A 25,198-nucleotide genomic window follows, 5' to 3' on the forward strand; every position below is an offset into this window, starting at 1 on the left:
TTGATAGCCGTTCTTTGACGCAATGAGGAAGTTCGGGTCTGATGACGTAGACGCCCACCGCTGACCGTCCATGGGACGACCAGTCAGGCGTGCAAGAGAGCCTTGCCGCTCTCTCCGTCGAACAGGTGGACATGCTCCGGCTTGATCGCGACGGAAACCGAACGCACGCCGTCTTCAATGCGCACAGGTGCGGCAATCAGAAGACCCGGATCCGTGTCGGTGAGTACGTAGGAGACCGCGCCCGTGCGCTCGATGAGCGATACGGGAAGCGACAGTCCGTTTCCTGCATCCCCCTGCCCGACTGTCAGGTGCTCCGGCCGCAGGCCGACCGTTACCATTTGCCCCGGAGCCTGCTGGTGACCTTCAAAGGCAACCTCCGGCTTCCCGGGAAGATCGAGAACGACCGTCCTGCCTCCGTTTGCAATGACGCCGTCGACGAAATTCATCGCGGGAGATCCGATAAACCCGGCAACGAACCTGTTGACCGGCCTGTCGTAGAGATCGAGAGGAGCGCCTTTTTGCTCGATCACCCCGCTTCTCATGACGACAACCTGATCGGCCATGGTCATCGCCTCGATCTGGTCGTGGGTCACATAGACAGACGTTGCCCCCAGGCGATTATGGAGTTGTCGAATTTCGGAGCGCATGTGCACCCTGAGCGCCGCATCCAGATTGGAAAGCGGTTCGTCGAACAGGAAGGCCTTCGGATTGCGAATGATGGCGCGCCCCATGGCAACGCGCTGGCGCTGCCCACCGGACAGTTGCCGCGGATATCTGTCAAGAAGTTCATCCAGCCCGGTCACGCGGGCAATTTCCTCGACGGCCTTGTCGATTTCGGACTTGGGGCGTCGCCGGAGCCGCATGGAATACGTCAGGTTCTGGCGAACGGTCATGTGCGGATAAAGGGCATAGGACTGGAACACCATTGCCAGGTCCCGCTCCCGGGGTGCCTTCTGGTTGACCGGATCTCCCGCAATACGCATCGTGCCGCTGGTGATTTTCTCCAGCCCTGCGATGGTTCGCAGCAAGGTTGATTTGCCGCATCCGGAGGGTCCGACCAGCGCAACGAACTGACCTTTCGGGATTTCCAGGCAGACATCGCGGAGCGCGTGGTAGGCGCCGTAATATTTCTGGATGTTTTCCAGTTCGATTTGATAGCTCATTTGAGGGCTCCGGAGGTCAGGCCGCTTACGATCTGGCGTTGCAGCAACACAAAAATGATGAGAACCGGTGTCACGTAGATCGCGGAATAGGTCATCACACCGGACCAGTCGGACGTGTTCGGGCCCATGAAGGATTGCAGGCCGACGGTCGCGGGCTGCAGCGCCCGTTGCGTGATCAGGGAACGCGAATACACATACTCACCGAAAGACTGCAGGAAGATGAGTACGGACGTCACCAGGATGCCGTTTCGGGCAAGCGGGACGATGATGGACAGGAAGGCACCAATCCGCGAGTTTCCATCGACCAGCGCTGCCTCTTCCAGCTCTCTCGGCACCTGCAGAAACGTCGCCCGGCACAGCACGATATAGAGCGGCAGCACCTTCGCCGCCTGTGCCAGTATCACCGAAGTCCGTGGCACTTCGTTCAGGCCGACCTGGTTGAAGGCGACGAATATCGGCGTGATCATCAGGGAGGACGGCAGGACCTGCATCATCAGAACGATGAAGAGCACCACGTCCATCCAGTGGTTACGTATGCGAGCAAGCACATAGGCACAACCCGTGCCGCAGATGGCGACGATTATGGTCACTCCTGAAGCAATCAGAAGGGAGTTCCAGAGGTAGGCGTCCATCTTCAGGCGCGTCCAGACTTCGCCAACCGTCCATTGCGGATCTTCCGGCCAGAAGGTCGGCGGATTGGCGAAGATTTCCGTGCCGCTTTTCAGGGCCGTGATGTACATCCAGTAGAGTGGGAAAAGATATACGCTCACCAGACAGAGCGCGATCGCGGTCAAAAGGTATTTTCTCATCATCGCTCGACGCCTTACGCTACTTGTTCATGGCGCGTGGACCGCACGTAGACCGCGGCAACGAGGATCACGAACAGGATCATCAGAACCGAAATCACCGATCCGACCCCGATTTCGTAGTATTGAAACGACAGTTGCCAGCTCCAGTACTGGAAGACATTGGAGGCGTTCGACGGCCCCCCCTGCGTCAGTGCAGCAAACAGGTCAAACTGTTGAAGCGTAAAGATGACACCCAGTGAGATCACAGCCCCCAATTGGGCACGCATCATTGGCAAGGTGATCGTGAAAAACCGCTGGAGGGCATTCGCGCCGTCCATTTCGGCTGCTTCATAGATGTCCTCCGGGATCCCCGCCAGCCCGACCGACAGCAGGATCATGTTGAACGGAACGCCCAGCCAGATGTTGGCGAGAATGACCGAATAGAGAGCGACGTCCGGGTCGGAGAGCCAGAAAATACGTTCACCGGTCAGGCCGAGAGACAAAAGGACATGGTTGAGGACGCCAAAGTCGCCCGCCAGGATCCAGCTCCAGACGGCACCGACGACAAGTGCCGGCATGATCCAGCCCACCAGGAACAGCCCACGCAGCCAGGTACTGCCCGGGAAATTCTGCTGAAAGAACATTGCCAGGGCAAACCCGATGGACAATTGCGCGGCAACGGAGATGCCGACGAATTTCACTGTATTGAGGAAAATCCCCCAGGCCTCGGGCCGGGACAGAACATCGGTGTAGTTATCGAGACCAACATAGGGCCTGTCGAAAGACCCGAGAGAAAACAGGTCCACTTCCTGGAACGACATGACGAGGTTGTAGACGAGTGGAAATCCTGAAAACAGGACCAGGTACCCAAGCGCCAGCGTCACGAGAATTGTGTCGAAGCCGGCTCCGTCCCGGAGCGGTCTGGTAAAGGTGAGCATCCGTCTCCTCCTCAATGGCGGATGAAAAGGGTGTGCGCTCCCGTCCGACAGGACGGCTCGCGAGCACACACCCCAAGGCAGGGCGAACATCGCAAACCCCGCCTGAACAGACCCTACTTCAGGACCTTGTCGATGCTGGTCTGCGCGGTCGCAAGGGCATCTTCGGGCGTTTCCTGACCGGTCAGTGTCGACTGAATCGCGGTCTGAATCGCCTTGCTGATGCGCGGCCACTGCGGATGAGGTCCGCGGTTGCGGGCATATTTCATCGATTCTTCGAAGACCGCATAGATTTCAGGATACTTGGGATCCTTGACCTCGACCTTGGATGCCGGCAGGTAGCCGAATTCGTTCCAGACCCGGTCCATGTTGTCATAGAGGAATTCAAGGAACAGGAAGGCCTCGTCCGGGTTGTCGGTACTGGCCAGGATGACGTTGTCGCCCTCGCCGAGCGCCGAGGCGCGGTCCGCTCCTTCTTCCGGCGCGGGCAGCAGAGCGGCCCTGAATTCGAACTTGGCTTCCGAGCTCATCCGGGGCAATTCCCAGGGACCCGAAATCGACATGGCCGCAGTGCCGGCGTTGAAAGTGCCTGTGCTGTCCCACTGGCCGCGGATCAAAGTGTCCGGCGAGGCCAGGCCCTCGTCGAGAATTTTCTTCCAAAGTGAGAGCGCTCGTACGGCACCTTCCGTATCGACATTGTCGTAATCGCCGCCGGTCATCTGCAACCAGGGCAGGAACTGGAAGGTACCTTCTTCGGTCGCAACCGCTGAAAATGCGAGGCCGTAGACATTGTCCTCGGGCTTGGTCAGCACCTTGGCAGCTTCATATAGCTCGTCCCAGGTTTTTGGAGGATTGTCCGGATCGAGGCCGGCCGCGCGGTACATGTCGGCATTGTAGTAGAGCGCGATGGTGTTCGCTCCACGCGGAATGCCGTAGATACCGCCCTCGAAGCTGACCGATGACAACGGCCCGGGGAAGATGTCTTCGGCATTCACGATATCGGACTGCTCGATATAGGGTTTTAGGTCGAGCAAAAGTCCGCGAGAAGCGAACAGTGCCACTTCCGGATTGTCGATGTAGGTGATGTCGGGGGCATCGCCTGTCGCCACGCCGCGTGCAAGGTCGTTGACCATGTCCTCGAACTGGACGGTTCGCACGTTGATCTTGATGTCGGGATGCGTGGCCATGAACTCGTCGGCCATGACGTAGTGATACTCTCCCGGGTCGTCGATGGTCCAAAGATCCAGTTCGACCGGATCGGCGATGGCGGATGAAGCCATCGCGATCAGCCCGGATGTTGCCAATGCTATTGATTTCAAGTCCATGTTGGGTCTCCTCCCTGTATGCGACATGAATGACGGACGGCGTTTCCCTAGGTCAGTGAGGGGTCGCCGCCTTCGTATTTGCCGGTGCCCGGTATGAAGGCGCCGCCCCGGCAGGTTTTCAGATGGTTGAGTGCATGCACCTGGCCGGTCATTTCCAGCTCGTCACGGTAGACAGGGTCGTGCCAGCCTTCGATGTCGATGGAGCCTGAATAGCCGGCAAGGCGCAGTTCGCTGATGACGTCCGTCCAGTTGCTGTCGCCGAAACCGGGTGTGCGCATGAAGACGAACGGATGTTTTCCGAAGATGCCGTGTTCGCGGATGACATCATGGCGGACGGTGGCGTCCTTGCCGTGCACATGAAAGATCTTGTCGGCCCACTTGCGGATCTGCGGCAGCGGATCGATCAGATAGACAAGTTGGTGGCACGGTTCCCATTCCAGGCCAAGGTTGTCGTCCGTTGTTTCGTTGAACATCAGCTCCCAGGCATCCGGATTATGGGCGATGTTCCAGTCTCCGCTCTGCCAGTTGCCGTCCATGGCGCAATTTTCGAAGGCGATCCTGACGCCCTTGTCGGCGGCGCGTTTTGCAAGCTCCGACCAGACTTCACGGTATCTTGTCAGGCTCTCTTCAAGGGGTTTGCCGCGAACGCGGCCTGTAAACCCTGCGACGCAATTTGCACCGAAATGATGGGCGTTATCGATGCAGTCCTTCCAGCCCTGAAGGGTATCCCGATCCAGCGGCTGGTCTTCCAGCGGGTTGCCGAACATGCCGAGGGTTGAGATCGTGATATCTCTGTCGCCGATCGCCTCGACACAGCGTTTGCCAAGCTCCGCCAGATCCTGCCCGTTGGTCGTCTGCCAGAAGAAAGGTTCGAAACTTTCGAACCCAAGATCCGCGATCTCATCGATCCGTTTCGCAGCTTCCCCTCCTGTTGCGGCGATCATGGTTCCGATCCGGATCGATTTTGCGGGATTGCTCATGAATGAATGTCCTTGGGTCAGATATCTATCTCGATGAAACGCTCTTCCTCGGCGCTTCGGATTGCAGCAAATGTCATGGCGAGCGAGCGGATGTTGTCGGCCGAATCCGTAAGAGCGGCCCGGCCGGTGTCGCGCGCATCCAGAAAATCGGCGATCACCCCCGCGTGGCCCGTGACCTCCAGGGCTGCCGGCAGGTCTGGCACCTGGACCTCTTCCAGCGGACAAAGGAAGCCCTCGGAAGATTTGACGACCTCGGCCCGGAAGCCTTCGTTGCCGTCCCACAGCAGTGTCCCGCGTGATCCGACGATCCGCCAGGAGGCTTCCCAGTCCGTTCGCGCACCTTCCGCGCACCACGACCCGCGATAGGTCATTGTCACGTCGTCATGACAGTCGAAGATTGCGGCTGCACTCGCCCCGTGGCGGTACCAGGAATGAGGCGGATTGCTTTCGTGGCAAAAGACACGGCGCGGCTCCAGCCCGGCGACGAAACGGGCCGCGTCAAAGGTATGGATCGCCATATCGTGCAACAGCACGTGGTCCATTTCCTCCCGGAACCCGCCGAAATGCGGCGCGATGAAAAAGTCGCAATGGACTTCAGCCACGCGACCGATGCCGCCTTCGTCCAGAAATTGCTTTGCCCGCCGAATGCCGGGCAGAAATCTTCGGTTCTGGATGACGGCATGTAACCTGCCCTCCCCCCGGCGCACGTTCAGGAGTGCTTTCGCCTCTGCCAGCGAATTGGCCATGGGTTTTTCGGAAAGTACGTCGCAGCCGGCTGCAAAGCCCCGGGTCACCACCTCGTTGCGAGCGGACGGCACAACGATGTCAAACAGGAGGTCGGGCTTCAGCTTTGCAAGCAGTTCGGTCAGATCGTTTCCGGTTTCTGCATTTTCGAACCCGGAGGTCTGAGCGCGTTTTTGCGCTAGCTCGGCGTCCAGATCGACGAAACCGATGATTTCGACACGCTTGCCGGAAGAGTTGATGTCCTGAAGTGCGCGCAGCCAGCCCTCGGCCATGGCTCCGCACCCCACCATAATGGCGGTCTGCATATGGTTTCCTCCCATCGGGCGACGGTTGTGACCTTTCGTCGTTCCGTGCTCCGTAAACGTTTACGACGCTAGATTATGAAGGAACTTTGTGTCAAGAAGTTTCGTAAACGTTTTCGGTAACTGCATCTGGAGCCCGTGTCCTTGAACATAAAAGACCTCGCGCAACATCTTGGGATATCAATCGGAACAGTTTCGCGAGCGCTGAACGACAAACCGGATGTGAATGCCAAAACCCGTGAGCGGGTGCTCAATGCGGCCGTCGAACTCGGCTACAGTGCAAACGCTTCGGGGCGCTCCTTGCGCCGTGGAACCACCCAAACGATCGCCTTCATGCTGGAGACCGGCAAATCTGAACTGAGAAGCGGCGACAATTTCTTCATGCGGGTGATCGATGCCATGCAGGCGGAACTCGATAGCGAAGGCTACGATCTCATCATCCTGCCCTGCCACTCCGCCAACGATCCGACCGAGTTTCTGAAACGTGTCATTGCGCGCGGAACGGCGGACGCCATCGTGGTCACCGCGACCATGACGACAGATCCCCGTATCGAGTTCCTGCTCAAATCAAGGCTCCCGTTTCTCACGCTCGGGCGGTCGCGTTTGGAGAACGAGCATCCCTGGATCGATCTCGATTTCGAGGGCTTTGTCGACCAGACAATCCGCAAGCTGGTGGACCTCAGCCACAAGCGCATCGCGATCACCGTGCCGCCTGCCCGATCCAATATCGCCAGCCTGCTGCGCGGAGCCTATCAGGCTGCAATTGCCGCGACAGGCCTGGAGTTCGATCCCGGCCTGATTTTCGAGTGCGAGGTCAGCGAATCCGGCGGCAAGCAGGTTACACGCCAGATCCTTGACATGCCCGACCGCGCAACTGCGTTGCTGCTGAACTACGAGCTGATGGCTTTTGGGGTATATTCCGCCTTGCACGAAGCCGGACTGGCTCCCGGCAAGGACCTCTCGGTCGCAACACTCCGTCGGAGCAAGCTTCTTCGTTTCCTGAACCCACCGGTGACCGCATTCGAGATCGATCTGGAACAACTCGGACGAACGATCGCCCGGGAAGTGCTGCACGTGCTGCGCGACGACAGTCACAAAACCAGAATTGTCTGGCCCGCCACCATGCTTGTAACCGAGAGTTTTGCGCCACCCGTTGGTGGGTAGCCTCAGAAGGTTTCATGTGGCCTTGAGCTGGATTGCGCGCTCGAACGCATGGGCCGGCGCAGGTTCGCTGATTTCAGAGCTACATTCTCTCCCAGCACCCAGCACCCAGCACCCAGCACCCAGCACCCAGCACCCAGCACCCAGCACCCAGCACCCAGCACCCCGGCAGAAGGCCCCTCCCCTCCTCTGCGGGCAATGGTCTGGACCAATACGTCGCCGTTTTAACGACCCACGTCGCGCGAAAGATGAGGCTTCTGATGGATGTCGGCGACAGGAAATTTTGCGCATATGAACAAAGGCGCCGCCTATCCAGCACCGCTCGGAGTGTTGTTCCGTGGGCTGGGGCCAGGCTAAAGCTCCTTTGACCGGGATACTTGGCAGCGTTACCTCTGCCTGTGCCATTGTTTGGTCTACCCACAACAGGGCATTGGGTTCTACACAAACTCCCCTGCATGCAGTCAGCAAACAGGCCGCACTGTCCCCCTCCCCGCGCATCTTTTGGCCCCTGCCCTCGCCAATCGCTTCCGTCACTGGGCGCCACTAGTGGCATCGTTGCCCGTGGCTTCAACGCCCAGAGGAACATCTAGGCTCGGCCCGACACGATGAAGGTTTACGTTTGATCCAGGCTAACGGCGCAACCAGGTGCTAGGTCGACGGGGCTTGCCACACGCGTCCAAAATAGTAGCTGGAAGTTCTGGTGAGCATGATGGCTTTTGCGACAAGTCAGCACTTTCCACGTCGAAGGGCAGGGTGACGCAATACGCCAAATTCGCGCTCCAGTTCCATATCATCCATACAGATCGTTACGGGTAACCAGCCGTCACTCTGAAAATTCTGTAACGTGGGATCAACGCATATAGCAATTGCTATAAATCAGGGCGAGTAGAGTTTGCGGAAGGTCGCAACACTCCGCTGTGCGTGCAGCTCAGGGCGATATAGCAATTGCTATATTTGAACCGGCCAGCTGCCCTTGGGGCATGAAAATGAGACTTCTAAACGGGGTCACATATGCGCTTCAGAAGCAAGGCCGAAAGGGCGTGTCAGTGTTTACCCTTTGCTCTGTCTGTATGAGGAGCGCATCAAATATGAAGGTGTTGTCGTGATTAGCGCCCTAAGCCGACGGCAGACGATAAACGGAGACTCATCAGAACTGCTAGCATAAACGACAAAGAGCGGCTCAAGCAGAACTCGGCGTCTCTATAAGACAGAGCGGAAATCCCGCTACGAATTTACCCGTAACTGGTGGGCGCCTAGCTCGCTCGAAGGGGTTCGAACGGCGCTCTTCACCACTGGCAACGATGAAGCTAGCCTGCGCCGGCGAAGAAGGGCAGGGGACTTAGCAAGCTTTGGAACAGGTCGGGAGAGGCCTGGGCATCTTTCAGGCAGTTGGTCCAATTCTCTGACGGCAATTCAAGACGCATTATTTCCGCCACATCAAGCAACGCGCAACAGCCGGTGACGACACTCAAACACTTAAGACAAACTTTCAATCTGCTGGTCAATTCCTGAACCGCGGGCCATACCTTGAGGCGGCTATAATCATCAGCCTCTGGATGATGCCGACGTCCGATCAAATGCCTCTCCCTCGGCACCTTCTCGCCATCGAAGAGACAAAGGAGGCAACACCAGGCGGGCACACTAAAGGCAGGCAGCTGGGCTGCACACTGCGCGCCTTATTGGCGTTGGCGCCAGCACAAATTGGCTCATTTCAGCCTTCTGCCTTTCACCTTGCCAGCTCTGTCACTGTGATCCACTGCCCCGTGCGTCCAAAGATGATCCAATACCTGAACAGGTCGCGAGCAACGCGCGAAACCTTCGCCACCCCTTCACTCAAGGCTCAAGGCTCAAGGCCGAATGCCTGATCTTACCCCAGCATTCTGGCTGACCGCCTTCTGCTGCGCCCGGCATCACTGTAGTAGCTGGAGGCCTGGGCGAGGGAGCGGTGCCGCGACTGCAGCATGGCATCCTGGATTGGAATGTCCCTGTTGGCAGCTTCCGTCAGAAAGCCGGAGCGCAAGCCATGGGCGGAAAAATCCTGCGGATCGAGCCCTGCAAGCGCACAGCGTTTCTTGACGATGGCGTTGACGGATTGCGGGGTGAGGGCGCGGGTTTTCAGGTTACCCCATTGATCGATCGCCCGGAAAACGGCCCCGTCCGTAATCTGTGATGCGTCCAGCCATTTCTTCAGTGCGTCGACCGTCCGGCCGATCAGAAGCACCGTATTGTCGTCCGAAGACTCTTCCGTCTTGGTACGCCCCAGCCGTAAGCTGGCGGCAGGCAGTAGTTCGCTGTCCGGATCGCTCGGATCCAAAGGCAAAAATTCTTCCCAGGTAATCTGGCCGACCCGCAACCCGGACAATTCAGAACGCCGACGGCCACCGGAGGCAAACCCGACGAGCAACACCGCCCGGTCCCGGATATCTGTCAGGTTCGGTCCGCACATGTCGTCGCCCTCACAGGTCCGAAGCAACACCTCCAGACAATCGGCCGTGATGGCCTTGCGGCTTTTTCTGGTCCTTGGCCGATCCGCAACACGAACGGCCAGACGCATGGCGGAGCGCACCTCTGCCGCCGAAAACGGTCCCGTCAGACCACGCCAGCGGTGCAAGGTCGACCAGGATGCCAACCGCCGCTGCACGGTCGCCGGCGCATGCGGGGGCCGAAGGTTTTCTGACTTTTTTTGAGTTCTAAGGAGCTTCTGTGCCACCAGAGCCCGCGCCACGTGGTCAGGCATCCCGTGATCGGGATCAGACATTTTCTTGTCCGGATCCCACAGGTGATGGGCGATGAATTTCAGGATCAGGGGAACAGGTGCCGGCCAGGGCAGGGGGCTTCCGGTTGCCACCAGACACCAGCCTTCCAGATAGGAAAAATCGGAGGTCAGGGCCCTCAGGGAATTTTCGCCCATGCCTTCCCTGGCAATGTGGCGCAGGGTGTCGATATCTTCATCGGTCAGAAGCCGGGCAAGCTGCTCCGCCCGATCCGGACCTGCAAGGGCGGGCAGGATGGCAGCCAGAATGTCGAGGTTTTCCACTTTCTGGCTCACAGCCTGATCGGACGCCTCGTCGTGTGCGGGCCGCGAACTGAAAAAAGGGGCGGGAAGGGGGCTTTCGGGCATGGGCTGACAGGCTTTGCTGGTCGGGTAAGGGCCCCCGATTTTTACCATGATACCGTTGAAATGTCTAACTATCGATAAGCTTTAATTATCAACAGTAAGAAACGCTTTCTGACGGACATACATGTAATGATCTTTTTTTGCTTGTTTGTTATCGTTAATGAATTATTATTATCCGATGTCAACGACTTACAACCTTCGCAAGTCACTGAGTTCACTGGACTGGGCGATATTGGCCGAACCGCTTGACCGCGCCAGCCGGTCCCTGACCAGAGCCGACGAGAGATTGCGACGGACACCAGCGCTGGAAGACGGCGTGCGCAGCCGGTCTCACCTGTTTGACACCTGTGCCTCCATGGCCCTCGATGGAGACCTTGTTCATCTGGAAGACCTTGTCCTGCACGACGCCGGCACCGACAGACGCGCACCCACCCACGAGTTGACCCGGGCCGCCAGGTTCCTGGCCCTCCGCAGACGGGTCGACCGGCAAGCCCCGGACACTGTCTTGAGCCGCGATGGTCTTCTGGCACTTGTGGGTCGGGCGTCAGATGACACCGAGTTCGAGACAACGACAATCCGAAGCTCAGGGGAGGGGAGGGGACGTGCCGCCTCAGCCTCGGTGCAACAGGACACTGCCGACAGCGAAAAAACTCTCTTTGCCGAGATCGACGCCGTTTTGGAACGCTCCAGACATCTGGCGCAGGGAACCGTCCCGGAAAGACCTGTCTCGTCCCGCCAATCCGGAGACATACCTTCCGCGCACATCTCTCGGTTTTCCGAACGGGGTGACCGCCTGGACGACTGGCTCACTGTCAAAGAGGAAACTGAAGCCCTGAAATTGCCGCCGGTTCTGGCGGCGGCGATTTTGCTTGATGCATGGCAGGTGCTGCAGCCACTGGACGGATGGCCGGAACTTGGCCGCCTGCTGTCGGCGGTCTTCCTGAAAACCCAGGTGACCACGTCTCATTTGCCGAGCCTGTCAGCGGGATTGCGAAAGTCGCCCTTTCGCTGGCGCCGCAAGGACACGTTCCAAGTGCGTATTTCCGGCTTCCTGTCCGGTTTTGAAAAAGCCGCCCAGGAAACCATGGATCAGCTGGACCGGCTCTCGATTGCCCAGGAGCAATTGGCTCGCCATTGCCAGTCTTGCCGGAGCCACTCAAGGCTGCCGGAGTTTGCCCGGATGTTCCTGTCCCGGCCCCTGGTGACCATACCCATGGCCCGCCAGGACCTCGGCGTCACCGCCGCCGCCGTCGACCGCATGATCCGCCAACTCGGCCCCGCGCTCCCCCGCGAGCTTACAGGCCGAGACAGATACAGAGCCTGGGGTATTTTATGACGTTTGCCTGAGTGATCTGTCTGGGGAAAATCCCATGGAACAGGGGTCAGGGGTCAGGTACAACGCCACAGCCTCATTCCGGACGATAACCGCGCTTGTGTTTTTGTGCCGCCAGCTTCTGCTGATGGACCAGAGCCGATGACACATCTGCAAACAGATCAAGCCGCGTTCGACCCCAGGTGCCCAGGCGTCCCCATGTCCGGCGAACGGCAAATCCGCCGAACAGGGTGGGCTCGACCGACAGGTGGTAGAACCGGTTCATGTTCCGGCCGGGGTCCACGCGTTTGAGGAGAAGGAGATCGTCATCTGGTTCCATGACCGCAGTGTCGAAGATCTCCGAACAGCGGTCCAATGAATGATTGGAATCGATGCGAAGGAACGGATTCAAATGGATGATAAGTGGCTGGGAAGAACAGCACCAAAGGCGGAGGCTTCTCAGCCAGATTCGGACGACGTCCAACATGCTTTGATTTGGCCAAGGGTGACACCGCGACACCTGAGACGAGCTCACAAAAACCCGACAACGTTGCTCGAAACAACCTCTATCAACCAAGAAGTGCACTTAAGAACTTGTCAAAAGTGACCAGGGTGTTAACTATAGCCGCGCAACCAGAAAGAGGCGTCAGGTTGCGACTATAACAAATCAGGAGCAAAGCTTCTGATCGGGGAGACAACGCGTAACGCGTTGGTTAGGGGCATTCAAGTGAGGGAAGAAGATACTCTTTCCGCGCACGGTGAGCGTTACTTGGACAATCGGCAAGGCATCGCCTCCAAGCAACAGCCTGATGGTCGTATGAGCGAGGCCGCGAACGCTGGTGATATCATTCAACAGCGAACTGGCATCAAACTCCGACTAGCGGACGGCTCAGAAACCGATTGCCGCGCCGGCATCCATCTCGCGCGCGAAGCGCATCTCAGGACGATCTTTCGCGATATTCCGTTCTCCGAAACCAAGGCCCGGGCGATCTTTAACAAGGCCATGTCCGAGCCGGAACGTTTCGGGCTAATCTATGCTGTGCTGGGGGTGGACGAGCCGCTGGCCGAGGATGGTCTCTTCGGCTTTGCTTCGGTGCAAGTGGGCGAGCATTTTCTGGGCACTGGTGCGCTAATCGCGACGGTGCAGACATTGAACTTATCCCAAAAGCTTACTGGCACGTTGCTCGAAGGCAAGGTCGCGCTGCGCCTCGTTCAAGCGGTGCGCCACTGGGCTGCGACTAGAAGCTGCTCTCATTTGATGGTTCATGTCACCAATGGCGAGAACGCGGAAGACGCCGACAGATTTTTCCGGCGCTGCGGGATGGTGACGGTTGGTGGGAATTATATTCTGAGCAGTAAAGAAAAGTAAAATGAAACATATTACAGTTGGAAAAAAAGAATTTTTTACTTTCCTAGCGAGTTGTATAGTTTTTTTTATGTTTAAAATATTTGGCGTAGAGTCGAAATATTTAGACAAGGCGCAGATATTCATAATTATATTGGCCATTTTCTTTGCGGCGGTATTTCTTATTCGTTTCTTGCGCGGAGAAAAAATGATGTGACATTATTTAAATTAAAAAAAGCAAAATGAAATATAGGGCTGGAGATATTTAATAATGAAAGATGGGATACTTCAACGAGAGTCTAGTGGCGGCATTCAATATTATAATCTTACTAACGGTCGCTCATATTTTATCAATCCCGAAGAGAACAAACCTCTTGACCTTGGCTTAAGGGGGAAATTTCAATCAGCCTTGTTGCACAGATCGACGATAGCCCGGAACGCGGCCAACCCGAGACGGATTTCAGGCGGTGCGTTCAAAAATGGGGCGGCCAAGTCGGGTCATTCGGTTAAGAATGCCGGCGCCAATTTTAGCCTCAGCTTTCTGGTTTTCGAAGCGTCGAGCCTTTAGCTTCGGCCCAATGACGGTCTTCCAGCGACCCATGAGAGTCTCAACCCGGCTGCGCTGATTGTAGGCTGATTTCTTCTGCCAAGCCATCCGCCCACGGGCTGAGATGTCGGCAATATGGCGATCACGAACGGTTGGATACAGCAGCGCATTTGGACTGAAGGCCGCGTTTTTCGGTGGTGGGATCATGACTTCGACCGTCGATCCAAACCGAGCGGCCAGCAGGTCAGACGTTGGGTCCCCGTCATATGCTCCATCCGCGAAGAACCGAGAGACCGGGCCGTTGACTTGATCCAAAAGAACGGGAAGCGCAGTCGGGTCGCCGACGTCATCTTGGGTAAGATCCGAGCAGACGATTTCGCCGCTGGCAAGATCAAGACCGAGGTGCAATTTCCGCCAAGAGCGCCGTTTTCGCTTGGTTTTATGCTTCTGCTCAAGCCATTCGCCCTCGCCGAAGATCTTCAGGCCGGTGCTGTCCACTGCCAAATGGACTGGCGCTCGGCTGCTGATCCTTGGTTGTGTAGGCAATTTCAAGCCGCTGCTCCGCCGCGACAAAGTAGAGAAATCTGGCACCTTGATTTCCACGCCGAAGAGCCCCGCAATGGAACGCATTAAACCTTGCGTTTGCCGCAGCGGCTGGCGGAACACCATGCCCAGGGTCAGGCACATCTCGATCGCCAGATCCGAATATTTGCGCTGACCACCACGGGTCACACGCCGCGGCGCAACCCATGACCTAATAGCATCCTCACTCATCCAAATCGTCAGATCACCGCGCTGCCGCAGGCCTTCGTTGTACTCAGACCAGTTGGTCACCCGATACTTTTGCTTCGGGATCTTGTCACGATGAGCGGCGTTAAATTTGTGCGGCATTGACAGCATCCTGAATAGAACAGAACGCCTCGATATCAGCCGTCCGGCGATCCCTGCAACAACGCCCTTGACATGAGTTTAATCGCCTTTGCAAACGGTATTCAGGTAAAAATTAAGTTTTTCTTCTACGATTTCTTCACTTCCTAAGTACAGTCGAATATTAGCCCCTCCGGGATCAACCCGAAAATATTTGCGCCCATTGCATTGGAAATTAGCTGTTTTTGTAAATAGCTTATCCTCGGAGGGGCACAAAATTCCAAAGTCATCATCTTTTCCCTTAGAAAATAAGTCTAGATTTTCAATTTTTTTCCTAGTTTCTCTGCTTGGATTTAAGCTGATCGATGATGAGTGGCTGTTTTCGATCACCTTTATTGCTTCAAATTCACGCAAGCAAATTTCTTTTTTTATTATTTCTGTGTTTTCTGGATAGTAACAATTGTCATTCTTACTTATTATTTCGATTCGACATCCATCGACAGTCACTTGTAATTCTTCGTCGCCATAGCGAAATATTGTACCTTCAAGTAATTGAGATAATTCCTTTTCGTAATTTTCGCTTGCTTTCGATGGTTTTTCTAGAAAAATTGTGGTTACTAAGATAGTGCAGACGTATAAAACAACAAACTTGATTATATTAATTTTCAGATAATTACCTACATAAAAGAGTAAAAATTGAATATTTCGCGGGTGAAGATCTTTCATTCTGCCACTCTTATTTTGTTTTGCTTCTCGCTTTTCATCGAGCTGCTCAGGGTGAACAACAATAATTACCACCTACCGTCACAATCCCGCAGCGCCGGAAGAACTTATCCGCGTCCTCCGCGTTCTCACCATTGGTGACATGCACCATCAGATGGGCGCAGCTGCGCGTCTTAGCCCAGTGGCGCACCGCTTGAACGAGGCGTAGCGCGACCTTGCCACCAAGTAGCGTTCCGGGCTATCGTCGATCTGTGCAACAAGGCTCTGCGGCATCGTCTTTCACTTCGCTCACAATGAGTTTGGCAGGTGGATGGAGCACGCCGCAACGAGGAATTTCGGAAGACTCAGTTCGTTCGATCAGGACCCTTACGAGGGTTCTGTCACAAAATTTAAGGGTGACGAGTAGCGGTCTTTGCAATTCCTCGATTAGGAAGCAAAATTCGCACTTGCCGTTTCGAAAGCGGGAGCGAACATGACAAGGCATCCGGTCGATAGGCTCACTACAGCATTTCGTGTCGATCTTCTCAGTTGCCCGAAACTGCTTTGTTCCATTCCAGACCAACCGCTCCGCAGCACAAACTCGAAATCATCGGCGTCAGGCCATGGCCGAGTAGGGAGCCGCGAGCGCACGCATGTCTGAGGGGCATGGTGCCGTCTAAACACGGTCAAATTTCAAACAACCTGACATTACCCATTGCGCTACTGGTTCTGTCGCGAACTTTTCATGAACCGATTTGGAGGTATTGATGTGTCGTTGATTTTCCGGTGTTCTGGAGACGTGCGAAGGCCATTTCCTTCAAAGGCGCTCATTTCCCCAAGGACGTGAACTGTTCGTTGTCTGATTTGGGAAACACAAAGACATCTGCACGTCGCCGGAAATTATTGCGACAGAACCTTTCTCACATCCCTGCTAAAAGGGAATGCTGAGCCTGAGAGAGCCGCTGTTAGTGGCCATTTTTTCCGAGAAGCGGCCGTTGTACTCAAGCCGCAGGTCGACCCCTTCGATGGACGTGAGCTGCAGGCCGGCGCCAATGGTGGCAAACAGGTCTTCATGCTCGACAGATGTCTTGAAAGACCCCGTTCCCCCGGAACGGTTGGTGAAGCGGGCATCGGTTTGCCACTCGTTGCTGGACAGAAACGAGACGCCGAGTTTGCCGTAAACCCTCAGGTCCTTGCCATCCTTGTAGCGCAGACGGCTGCCGAACTCGACGGAAGGCGTTGCGGCGAAATTCCAATGGCCTGTGGAGTCGAATTCCAGCCCGTAGTCACCGCTTTCCCGGTAGTTGCCGACCCTGGAATAGATCGCGTCAAAGTCGATGTAGGGTTTGACGTAGACGTTTGTTGCCGCAAATGTGCGGGCGATCCGCGCCCTGATGGAGCCTGCCAGCACGTCGGGCGAGCTTGAGATGGTTTCGTTTAGGTCTGAAATCGACAGGTTGCGGTCGAAGCGCGTGCTGCCATAGCTGCCGGCGGCGGCGGCAGAAAGGGTCCACGCCCCCATCTCCCGTTTCAGGCTTGCCCCGAGATATCCCGACTTGCCGTCTCCCTTGACGGTTCCGGAGGCCTGGGAAATCCAGGTCTGCTGAAAGGCCGCGGCACCGCCGAGGAACCAGCCGGGGGCTATTTCCCGTTGCCCGCCGAGCTGATAGGTCAGCGCGTCGGCGTTATAGCTCGGCGAATTGCCGATCGCCGCGCGGTGGCCAGTGCCACCGGTTGCCCGTGCCCAGCCACAGGAGCCCTCTGTTATGCCCGCGCCATCACCTTCGAAGACGGGGCAGCTCATCAGGCTGTCGCCGAAGGACAACATTTCGAATGTCTGTTCAACGACGGCTGCGAGCCCGGTGCGCGGCAGAAGCTGGTTCAGGGTGTCCGCGTAGTCTCCGGACTGATTGTCGACCTCGTCGGCAATGGCCCCGAACAACGTGCCGAAGATGTTGTTGCCGCCGCGATCCCAGATATCCTGAAGATTCTCGGCAACTGCCTTCTGATCCCGTTTGAGCTTCACCTTGCCGTTGGGCGTAAAGTCGGCGCCGGTTACCTGGAAATAATAGTCGGAGCCTTCCGGACTGAACAGGTAATCGAAGATGAGTGAGTCCTGCGGGGTGAGGGTGCCTGTAACAGACCCGCCGACCGACAGAACCTTCGTTTTCCTGTCCGGAAGAATGCTGATGGTCTTGAGACCGAGTGTTCCTGCTAGCGTTGCGTCGCCGCGCACTTCCAGCCAATCGGAATCGGTGTTGTTCAGGTCGATGTCCGCGACCAGAAAACCCTGCGCGCTTTGCGTGAAGTTGCCCGTAATCACGGTCTTGCCGGGGTCGCGTGCGCGGCCCAAAACGAAACGGCCGTTGTTGACCACATTTGCATCATACAGATAGCCATCAGCAAGGGTGTTGGGGGAATTGTTGGTGACCGTCCCGGCGCTGCCGCCGTCGGCATTGGTGAGGACGACATCCCCGTAAAGGGATGCAGTGTCGTTGACGGTCACGTCAAGGATTGCCCCGTCCGCCGTCGTGCCCGTGCCGGTGTACCAGACCGCATAGGAGCCGGTGTCGTCAGTGCCGTTGCGCGATGCGCCTGACTGGACAATCGCAGTGTCGTTCAGAACGAGCGTGTTGTTGAGCCCGTTGGCGACCCTGATGGCAGCCGCGTCCGTATCCGTGCCCCCCTGAACGTTGCCTTGTCCGTCAACCGTGATCTCGATTGTGCCGTTGCCGTCTGCGCCCTGGCTTTGCGCAAAGACGCCTGACGATTGAGATCCGGTGGCAGAGACCTGACTTGCGATTTCCAGATCGATAGCGCCTGCGGTTCCAGTGCTGTCCGTTGACATGAGGCCAGCCACGCCGCCGGTGCCGGTTCCAGAAATACCGCCACCGCCGCCGATGGACTGAGCGATAATACCGATGGACTCGTCACCCGTGACGGTGATCGGCGCATCGATATCCAGTGTGATCTGCCCGCCGTTGCCGCTGGCGCCGCCTGAGGTCAGGTTCGCGGTGGCGTTGGTCATCGAACCGCCGGTCGCATCGCCCGCCAAACCGCCGCCGCCACCGATGGATTGTGCCACCAGGCCGAAAGCGCCGTCGCCGCTGGTCTGGATACCGGCGCCTCCGGTTAGCTGGAAGGTCACCGTATCGCCATTGCCAGCCGCCCCGCCCGTGCCGCCGAGGGCCAGATCAAGCCCGCCTTCGACGCTGCCGGTGACACCATACCCGCCGCCGCCGCCAATGGACTGGAGCAGAACGCCATGAGAGCGGTTGCCGTAGGTCGCAATCGTCGTGTCCATTGCCAGATCGATTGTGCCGCTATTGCCGGCCACACCGCCTGAACCGCCAACAGAGACGCTCAGCTCACTGCCGTCGACGCGGGTTGTTTCCGCGCTGCTGCCGACCCCGCCGGTGCCGCCGCCACCGCCGATCGACTGGGCAACCAGGGCAGCAGCATCATTGCCGTTGGTGGTGATCGTTACCGCGCTGGTGTCATAGGTGTGAACCTGGCCGCCATCGCCGCCTGCACCACCTGTGCCGCCACCGTCCCCGCCGATTGCCAGTGTGCCGGTCTGGTTGTCCGAGCCGTCGCCACCCTGGCCACCGCCGCCACCGATGGATTGCATCGTCATACCGGTGGCTGCAAAACCGGCCGTGTTGATGAAATTGTTGTCGCCGCTATTGAGCCAGACGGCGACTTCACCGCCGTCCCCGCCAGAGCCGCCTCTGCCGCCGACTGCAAGTTCGATCGAGGCGCTGACTTCGCTGCCGCTGGCCGTGGACGAACCGCCCTGACCGCCGCCGCCGCCAATTGATTGCAGGACGACCCCGTCCGCCCAGGCACCTTGCGTGATGATCTGGCCATCATGGTAATATTTGACCTGATTGCCGTCACCGCCGGACCCGCCGCCACCACCGACATCGACCGTGAACGAATAGGACGCTCCCGAATCCGACAGGCGCTTGATCTGTTTCTTCAAGGCTCCAATGGCGTCGAGAACCTTATGAGACGACGCGTCATTGCCGAGCGATCCGCCGATACCACCGCCGCCGCCGATGGATTGCAGCACGACACCGTCCGAGTCGCCGCCGAAGGTTTCGATGCGGCCGTATTGTTCGGTGTAGATGGTGCCGCCGTCGCCGCCACTGCCACCAATCGCGCCAACACCCAGGGACATGCTGCCGGAGACGCTGCTGGCACCAACGCCAAGGTAGACGGTGCCACCCTGCGAGTTGCCGCCGCCGCCACCGATGGACTGCCCGACCAGGCCTTTGGAGCCCGATCCCTGCGTCTGGACCGTGTAGCCGGCAAAGTTATGGATCTCGACGGAGGAGCCGTCACCGCCCGAACCACCCTGGCCGCCCAGGGAAATCTTCGCTTCCAGCGATGCGATACCACCTTGCGAATAGGCATTGCTGTTGCCCAGACCGCCGTTGCCGCCGCCGCCGCCGATCGATTGCGCCAGAACGCCATGGGCACCGTCGCCGAAGGTGAAAAGCGTGCTTTCCGGCGCAAGGGTTGTCAGTTTCGTTGCAGTGGTGCCGCCTGAATTGGAGGACGAGCCGTAGGTTCCCAGGGTTACGTTGACTTCCCCGCCATTGCCGCCACCGGATGTCGTGAACGCATAATCCGAATTGAAGTCACTCAGGGCATTGCCGGTGCCGCCTCCCAAGGCGACCGTAGCGGTGGATTCCACCGTGTCCTTGTCGCCAAGCGTGGCTGTCAGCGCGGATGCATCGCCGCCGTTGCCGCCGCCTCCGCCAACCGATTGGGCCAGGATCCCGTGAGAGGCATCGCCGATCGTCGTGAGCCTTGAGGGTTGGTCATAGGTGACGGTCACGTCGCCGCCAGCTCCTGCATTGCCGCCGTTGCCGCCAACGGTTGCCACATAGTTGAAGGCGAGGGGAACGCCGGTGCCTGTCGGGGCGGCAACAAGGAAATCGCCGGCGGATGTCGACCCGCCATTGCCGCCACCGCCGCCAATCGATTGAGCCAGAATGCCGGTCGCATTGTTGGGGGCGTACTTGGAGGTGGAAGATGCGGAAAGGCCGGTGGCGATTGTGCCGCTCGAAAGGTCGATCGTGACGTCGTCCCCGTTACCCCCGGTACCACCGCTGCCGCCCAGAACAAAGGCGGCGTTGAAGCCGATGGTCGCGTCGAAGTAGTTGGCGCTGCCACCCGTGCCGCCGCCGCCGCCGATGGACTGTACGAGGACAGCCGTCGACTGAGCGCCTGAGGTCGCGGCGGAAAACTGGTTCTGGGTCAGGGAAACGGTTCCGCCATCACCGCCGTCGCCGCCGCTGCCTCCCATCTGAAAGGCGAGGAAGGACAGCACGCTGAAATTCTTGACGCTGCCGCCGTTGCCGCCACCGCCGCCGATGGACTGGGCGATCAACCCGGGCGCGAATACGCCGGTGGTGGTGATGTTGGCGTTTCCGTCGCTCGTGGCGGTCAACAGGGAAGACAGGTCGGCGTAAACGCATCCGCCGGTGTTGTTGACGCAGACCTCACCGCCGTCTCCACCCAGATCGGCAGACCCGCCGACACCGATGGAGGCGATGGTCGACAGGGTCTGCACGCTGCCGCCGTTGCCGCCGCCGCCGCCAACTGACTGGAAGATGGCTCCAGGAGAATAGCCGCCGGAGGTGACGATGGTTCCGATGTTCGGAATGGCGACCGTGCCACCGTTTCCGCCCGCCGAGCCCTGGCCACCCACGCCGACAGTACCGGTGCTGTCGCCGCCTGACCCGCCGCCGCCGCCAATCGATTGCGCCAGGATACCGGCCGAGGAAGCGCCTTTGGTCGTAATGGTGTCCGTATTCGAAACGCCAACGTAACTTCCATTGGACGCTGTCGATCCGGCAGCGCTGCCGCCGATGCTGACAAACCCGCTGGAAGACCCGGCGGCTCCGCCGCCACCGCCAATGGACTGGGCGATGATGCCAAGCGAATTGAAGCCATTGGTCGTGATGTCGGCGCTTGAGTTGACCGTTACGGTACCGGCTGCGCCTCCACCGGCGCCATCGCCGCCCAGTCCAACCAGGGTTGAGGCATCGATCCCGCCGGTTCCGCCACTTCCTGCGATCGACTGCGCGACGACACCGAAGGCATGGTCTGCTGACGTTGAGACTGTTGCGTTGCCGAGCGAGAGGGTTACATTTCCGGCATCGCCGCCATTGCCGCCGTTGCCGCTCTGACCGCCGAGAACACTCTGGAAATCGCTCCCCGTTCCGCCGCCGCCGCCGATGGAGTGCAGCGCGATGGCTGCGGAAAAAGCGCCGCTTGTCTCAATGCTGGTGCCACCTGAAACGGTGACGGAAACCGCGTCGGCATCGCCGCCGAAACCGCCACCACCTCCGGTCCCGGCCAGCGCCGTTCCGTCTCCGCCGTCTCCGCCTTCACCGCCGACACTCTGTGCCAGCACGCCGTACACATTGGCACCGCTCGTTTCGATGGATTTTCCGTCTTGAAGAGACACCGACACGGATCCTGCCGTGCCGCCATCGCCGCCGCTATGATCCTTTGTGGGGCCGGTGCCACCCTTGCCGCCGAGGCTTTTTGCGCCAATTGCTGCGCTCGGTTCGTAGCTGCCGCCGGTAACGTCGAGGACGAGCCTGGCAGAGTTGGTGATCGAGACCGTGCCGCCGTTGCCGCCATCGCCGCCGTCGTCGCTGTTGTCCGTCGAGGCGGTGCCGGCGCCGCCTTCGCTTAACCCATACAGAACGAACAGGCCGTCGCCCCCGGCCGTGGTGACATCCCAGTAGATGTCGCCGTTCATGGCGTTGTTGATCGTGACGTTTCCACCAGAACCGGCATTGCCGTTGTTATCGCCGCCACTGCCGCCAAAGGATCTGGCGATGAACCCGCCGCCTTCTCCAAGCCCCTGAAAGCGGTTGCTGCTCGAACCGACAGTAAAGTCGCTCGGGGCGGTGTTGTTGACGGTGACGCTGCCTCCGCTGCCGCCCTGGCCGCCGTATTGGTCCGACAGGATGCTGTTGTTCTGGTTTCCACCGGTGCCACCGTTGCTCTCGGCAACGAAGATGGCAAATCCGAAGTTGGCGTATCCGACGGCGGAATAGCTTGCGACGCCTGTGTTGGTGACCTGAACGGAGCCGCCGTTACCACCGGAGCCGCCGTTCGAGTTGTTGTTCCCATTGGACTGGTCGCCTTCGCCGCCGCTGGAACGGGCGAAGATGCCCATGGCAAATTGGCTGACTTCCGACACATCTATGTCGAGACTGCTCTGATTGACGATCGTAACCGTTCCGCCTGCCCCGGCCGCACCGTCGTCCTCGCCGTCCGCGCCTCTGGATTCGACATACCAGTTTGCGTACAGCCCCTCGCTGGTGGGGATGTTCATGTTCAGCAGGCCGGAATTCTGGATCGTGATGCCGGGTGCTTGCGCGCCAGCGGATGCGCCCGTTGCGGTCAGATCGACGTAACTGACATCCGAGGAGGCATCGAATGTGCAGACCCACGGATCGCCCGACTGATCGCATAGGGAATTTGCTAGCGCGGGGGACGCAAGGCAAAGGCTTGCCAGGGATGCGGTCGAAAGCAAAAGAGACTTTTTTCGGCTATTTTCCCTGGTGTGCGTGCGAGAAGCCCGGTCTTTTCCTGCGGTTACGTGGCCGCGGCCCATGGTCGTTTCCCTGAAGCAATTGTCTTGAAATATCTGCGGTCGGTATTTTTGATCTTCTTCAGGAGGCACTATGGTCGCCGGTTCATGAATTTCACTGCAAATTCGATGAACCTGCTGAAATCTTCGATGAAGTTGTAAGCTGCCCCGACATGGCTATCCTATATTGAACAAAGTCATTTCCAAATGAGATCGCCTTAAACATGCTCTTAGACGAAGCCCTTCCGGGGAAGGCGCGTGGGCCCTTCGCGTCAGTAGAGGACATACGAAACCGGCAAAACGCAGGTGCGTTTGTTGCAGGTGAAAGCCTGCAGCCCGAGACGGAGCATCTCTTCTGGAAGCTGCAGATCGGCGGCTGGCTGTTCATCGCCACTTACGGTTTCTTCGCGCGAATGGTGACGTTTTCCGACGCCAAGCTCGCCCTCACATTGACCCTTTCGATGGACACCGTCGGCTTTCTGCTGACAAGCGCGGCACATCTTTATTTCTTCCGAAAAGTGCAGCGGCTCATTACGCTACCTGTGTTTCTGGCAGCCGCGGCATTCTCGCTCATCGGTGGCACAGTGCAGATGGCTGTGGCATGGGTGATCCGTGATATGTTTTTCCCAGAGGCGCTGCCGTTCAACAATTCCTTCACGCCTGCGGTTTTTTACACCTCGGTTCTTCTCGGTTGGATGCTCGCCTATTTCTGTCTGAGGTCCGACTACGAAGCGCGCATTGCGCGGCTGCGGCAAAGCGAGGCGCTGGCGGAAACCATGCGGTCCGAGCTGGAACAATTACGGCTGCAACTCGCGCCGCATTTCCTGTTCAACGCGCTGAACTCCGTTGCATCGGAAATTCATGAAAGACCGGATACCGCGCTCGAAATGGTGCGGGAAATTGCAAGTTACCTGCGTTACTGCCTCAATCAGCAGCGCCGGGACCTTTGTCCGCTGTCGGAAGAAGTGGAGGCGATGAATGCCTATTTGCGCATCCAGGAAATCCGGTTTGAAGACAAGCTTCAATGCACCGTGAGCGTGGACGAGACGGTCAGGGACACCATCGTTCCGCACATGATCCTGCAGGGGCTTGTGGAAAACGCAGTCAAGCACGGGTTGAAGCATCAGTCGAACCGGATAGACATTCACGTGTCCGTCCGCCCGCTCGGTTCGGATCAGGTCGAGGTTGCAGTCACGAATTCCGGGAAGATTTCTGAAACGGACCCGACGCGGAAGTCGATCGGCCATGCCAATCTCAGAAAGCGCCTGCAGCTCTACTACCCGGATATGCATGAGTTCAGCCTGAGTGAAGGACAAGGCACGGTCGTCGCCCGCATCCTGCTGAAGGGCCCGGCATGCTCCGTGTAGTCCTGGTCGACGACGAACCCTCGGCCAGACGCGGTCTCAGGCGCATGCTCGGCGAATATCCCGACATTACGATTGCCGGGGAGGCGGGCGACCTGGTCTCTGCCCGGGGCATGATGAACCGGGCACGGCCCGATGCGGTGTTCCTGGATGTGGAACTGACCAATGGCAAGGGACTGGACCTTGCGAAGGATCTGCCGCCGGAGACATTCGTCATCGTCGTCAGCGCCTATGACCTCTATGCCATCGATGCCTTCGATGTGGCCGCGATCGATTTTCTGGTGAAACCGGTCAAGCCGGAACGGCTGGAAACCGCAATCGGCCGCCTGCGCGAAAGACTGCCATCGCGTCAATCTGCTCTGGAGAAAAACGCGTCTCCCGCCCCGGAAGCGGCACAGGACCGTCTTCAGCTCAAGACCAACTCCGCGTCGATCCTGGTGCCCCATGAGGCGGTTTCCTTTCTGCGAGCCGAAGGGGACTACACCCGCGTCTATCTGGAAAACGGGCAGCAGCATCTCGCCAACGGTCTTTTACGCGTCTTCGAAACCAGACTTCCGGCACCGCCGTTTCACCGGCTGGACCGCTCCACCATCGTGAACTGCTCGCAGATCCAGCGCGTCAACTGGCACGCTTCCGGTCGGAGCAGCATTCACTTCAGCACAGGCGCGAATGTCGTTGAACTTGGGCGGCCAGCATCAAAGCGACTGCGCTCCCTTTTGTAACTGTGTGCGGGGTGTAAGACAGGGTACCAATAGTGTTCAAGCACCAAGCCGCCAATGTCCGGTTTTGGAAAGCGCATTTTCGAACTGAAACGAACAACATGGTACGCAAACCGGATCTTGGCCGCGGCGCACGTCAACGACCGCTTCGGGTCGTTTGTGCCGACCAGGCACCAGCAAAGGTCAGAATCGGGATACTGTC

General features: G+C 58.3%; 16 protein-coding genes. 5 read left to right on the forward strand and 11 right to left on the reverse strand.

All coding sequences use genetic code 11. The annotated features are described in order from the left end of the window. Window positions 1–83: 83 nt before the first annotated feature. From ACYQ54_RS28210 to ACYQ54_RS28235, 6 genes are all read right to left on the reverse strand, one after another. Window positions 84–1,163, reverse strand: coding sequence for an ABC transporter ATP-binding protein (locus ACYQ54_RS28210; protein ID WP_460088402.1), 1,080 nt, complete (start codon window positions 1,161–1,163; stop codon window positions 84–86). Further along, entirely contained in the window at window positions 1,160–1,975 is an 816-nt protein-coding gene (locus tag ACYQ54_RS28215; RefSeq protein WP_460088405.1) for a carbohydrate ABC transporter permease, read from the reverse strand. Before ACYQ54_RS28215 ends, ACYQ54_RS28210 begins: the two co-directional genes overlap by 4 nt. Before the next feature lie 11 nt (window positions 1,976–1,986). After that, window positions 1,987–2,889 carry a carbohydrate ABC transporter permease gene (locus ACYQ54_RS28220; protein ID WP_460088407.1) on the reverse strand — a complete coding sequence of 301 codons (903 nt, stop codon included), beginning with the start codon at window positions 2,887–2,889 and terminating at the stop codon, window positions 1,987–1,989. Window positions 2,890–3,002: 113 nt separating this feature from the next. After that, window positions 3,003–4,211 carry an ABC transporter substrate-binding protein gene (locus ACYQ54_RS28225; RefSeq protein WP_460088409.1) on the reverse strand — a complete coding sequence of 403 codons (1,209 nt, stop codon included), beginning with the start codon at window positions 4,209–4,211 and terminating at the stop codon, window positions 3,003–3,005. Window positions 4,212–4,258: 47 nt separating this feature from the next. After that, window positions 4,259–5,191 (reverse strand): sugar phosphate isomerase/epimerase family protein, encoded by a 933-nt coding sequence (locus ACYQ54_RS28230; protein WP_460088411.1) that lies wholly within the window; start codon window positions 5,189–5,191, stop codon window positions 4,259–4,261. Window positions 5,192–5,208: 17 nt separating this feature from the next. Further along, window positions 5,209–6,240: a Gfo/Idh/MocA family protein gene (locus ACYQ54_RS28235; RefSeq protein WP_460088413.1), complete on the reverse strand. Its 1,032-nt coding sequence runs from the start codon at window positions 6,238–6,240 to the stop codon at window positions 5,209–5,211. Window positions 6,241–6,381: 141 nt separating this feature from the next. Between ACYQ54_RS28235 and ACYQ54_RS28240 the strand changes: the two genes are divergently transcribed. Next, on the forward strand, window positions 6,382–7,401 hold the full coding sequence (locus tag ACYQ54_RS28240; protein ID WP_460088416.1) for a LacI family DNA-binding transcriptional regulator: 1,020 nt from the start codon (window positions 6,382–6,384) through the stop codon (window positions 7,399–7,401). 1,864 nt (window positions 7,402–9,265) lie between these two features. Here the strand turns inward: ACYQ54_RS28240 and ACYQ54_RS28245 are convergent. Then, window positions 9,266–10,447: a tyrosine-type recombinase/integrase gene (locus tag ACYQ54_RS28245; protein WP_460088418.1), complete on the reverse strand. Its 1,182-nt coding sequence runs from the start codon at window positions 10,445–10,447 to the stop codon at window positions 9,266–9,268. A gap of 247 nt (window positions 10,448–10,694) precedes the next feature. On the opposite strand from ACYQ54_RS28245, the gene ACYQ54_RS28250 reads away from it, so the two are divergent. Further along, a complete protein-coding gene (locus ACYQ54_RS28250; protein ID WP_460088420.1) occupies window positions 10,695–11,852 on the forward strand; it encodes an RHE_PE00001 family protein in 1,158 nt (385 codons plus the stop codon). Window positions 11,853–11,925: 73 nt separating this feature from the next. Here the strand turns inward: ACYQ54_RS28250 and ACYQ54_RS28255 are convergent, their stop codons facing one another. After that, window positions 11,926–12,168, reverse strand: a complete 243-nt coding sequence (locus ACYQ54_RS28255) for a WGR domain-containing protein (RefSeq protein WP_460088421.1) — start codon at window positions 12,166–12,168, stop codon at window positions 11,926–11,928. A 387-nt stretch (window positions 12,169–12,555) separates the two neighbouring features. Here ACYQ54_RS28255 and ACYQ54_RS28260 point away from each other — a divergent pair, with 387 nt between their 5' ends. Further along, on the forward strand, window positions 12,556–13,197 hold the full coding sequence (locus ACYQ54_RS28260; protein ID WP_460088423.1) for a hypothetical protein: 642 nt from the start codon (window positions 12,556–12,558) through the stop codon (window positions 13,195–13,197). A gap of 436 nt (window positions 13,198–13,633) precedes the next feature. Here ACYQ54_RS28260 and ACYQ54_RS28265 read toward each other — a convergent pair whose 3' ends face one another. The 3 genes from ACYQ54_RS28265 to ACYQ54_RS28275 form a co-directional block, all read right to left on the reverse strand. Further along, window positions 13,634–14,611, reverse strand: coding sequence for an IS5 family transposase (locus tag ACYQ54_RS28265; RefSeq protein WP_460088424.1), 978 nt, complete (start codon window positions 14,609–14,611; stop codon window positions 13,634–13,636). 78 nt (window positions 14,612–14,689) lie between these two features. Beyond that, window positions 14,690–15,385 (reverse strand): hypothetical protein, encoded by a 696-nt coding sequence (locus tag ACYQ54_RS28270; RefSeq protein WP_460088426.1) that lies wholly within the window; start codon window positions 15,383–15,385, stop codon window positions 14,690–14,692. 835 nt (window positions 15,386–16,220) lie between these two features. Beyond that, window positions 16,221–22,856 carry an autotransporter outer membrane beta-barrel domain-containing protein gene (locus ACYQ54_RS28275; RefSeq protein ID WP_460088427.1) on the reverse strand — a complete coding sequence of 2,212 codons (6,636 nt, stop codon included), beginning with the start codon at window positions 22,854–22,856 and terminating at the stop codon, window positions 16,221–16,223. A 281-nt stretch (window positions 22,857–23,137) separates the two neighbouring features. Here ACYQ54_RS28275 and ACYQ54_RS28280 point away from each other — a divergent pair, with 281 nt between their 5' ends. Next, window positions 23,138–24,280, forward strand: coding sequence for a sensor histidine kinase (locus ACYQ54_RS28280; RefSeq protein WP_460088429.1), 1,143 nt, complete (start codon window positions 23,138–23,140; stop codon window positions 24,278–24,280). Next, window positions 24,268–24,999: a LytR/AlgR family response regulator transcription factor gene (locus ACYQ54_RS28285; RefSeq protein ID WP_460088430.1), complete on the forward strand. Its 732-nt coding sequence runs from the start codon at window positions 24,268–24,270 to the stop codon at window positions 24,997–24,999. The genes ACYQ54_RS28280 and ACYQ54_RS28285 overlap by 13 nt, the downstream gene beginning before the upstream one ends. The last annotated feature ends 199 nt before the right edge of the window (window positions 25,000–25,198 follow it).

Source organism: Roseibium sp. LAB1 (assembly GCF_054658235.1).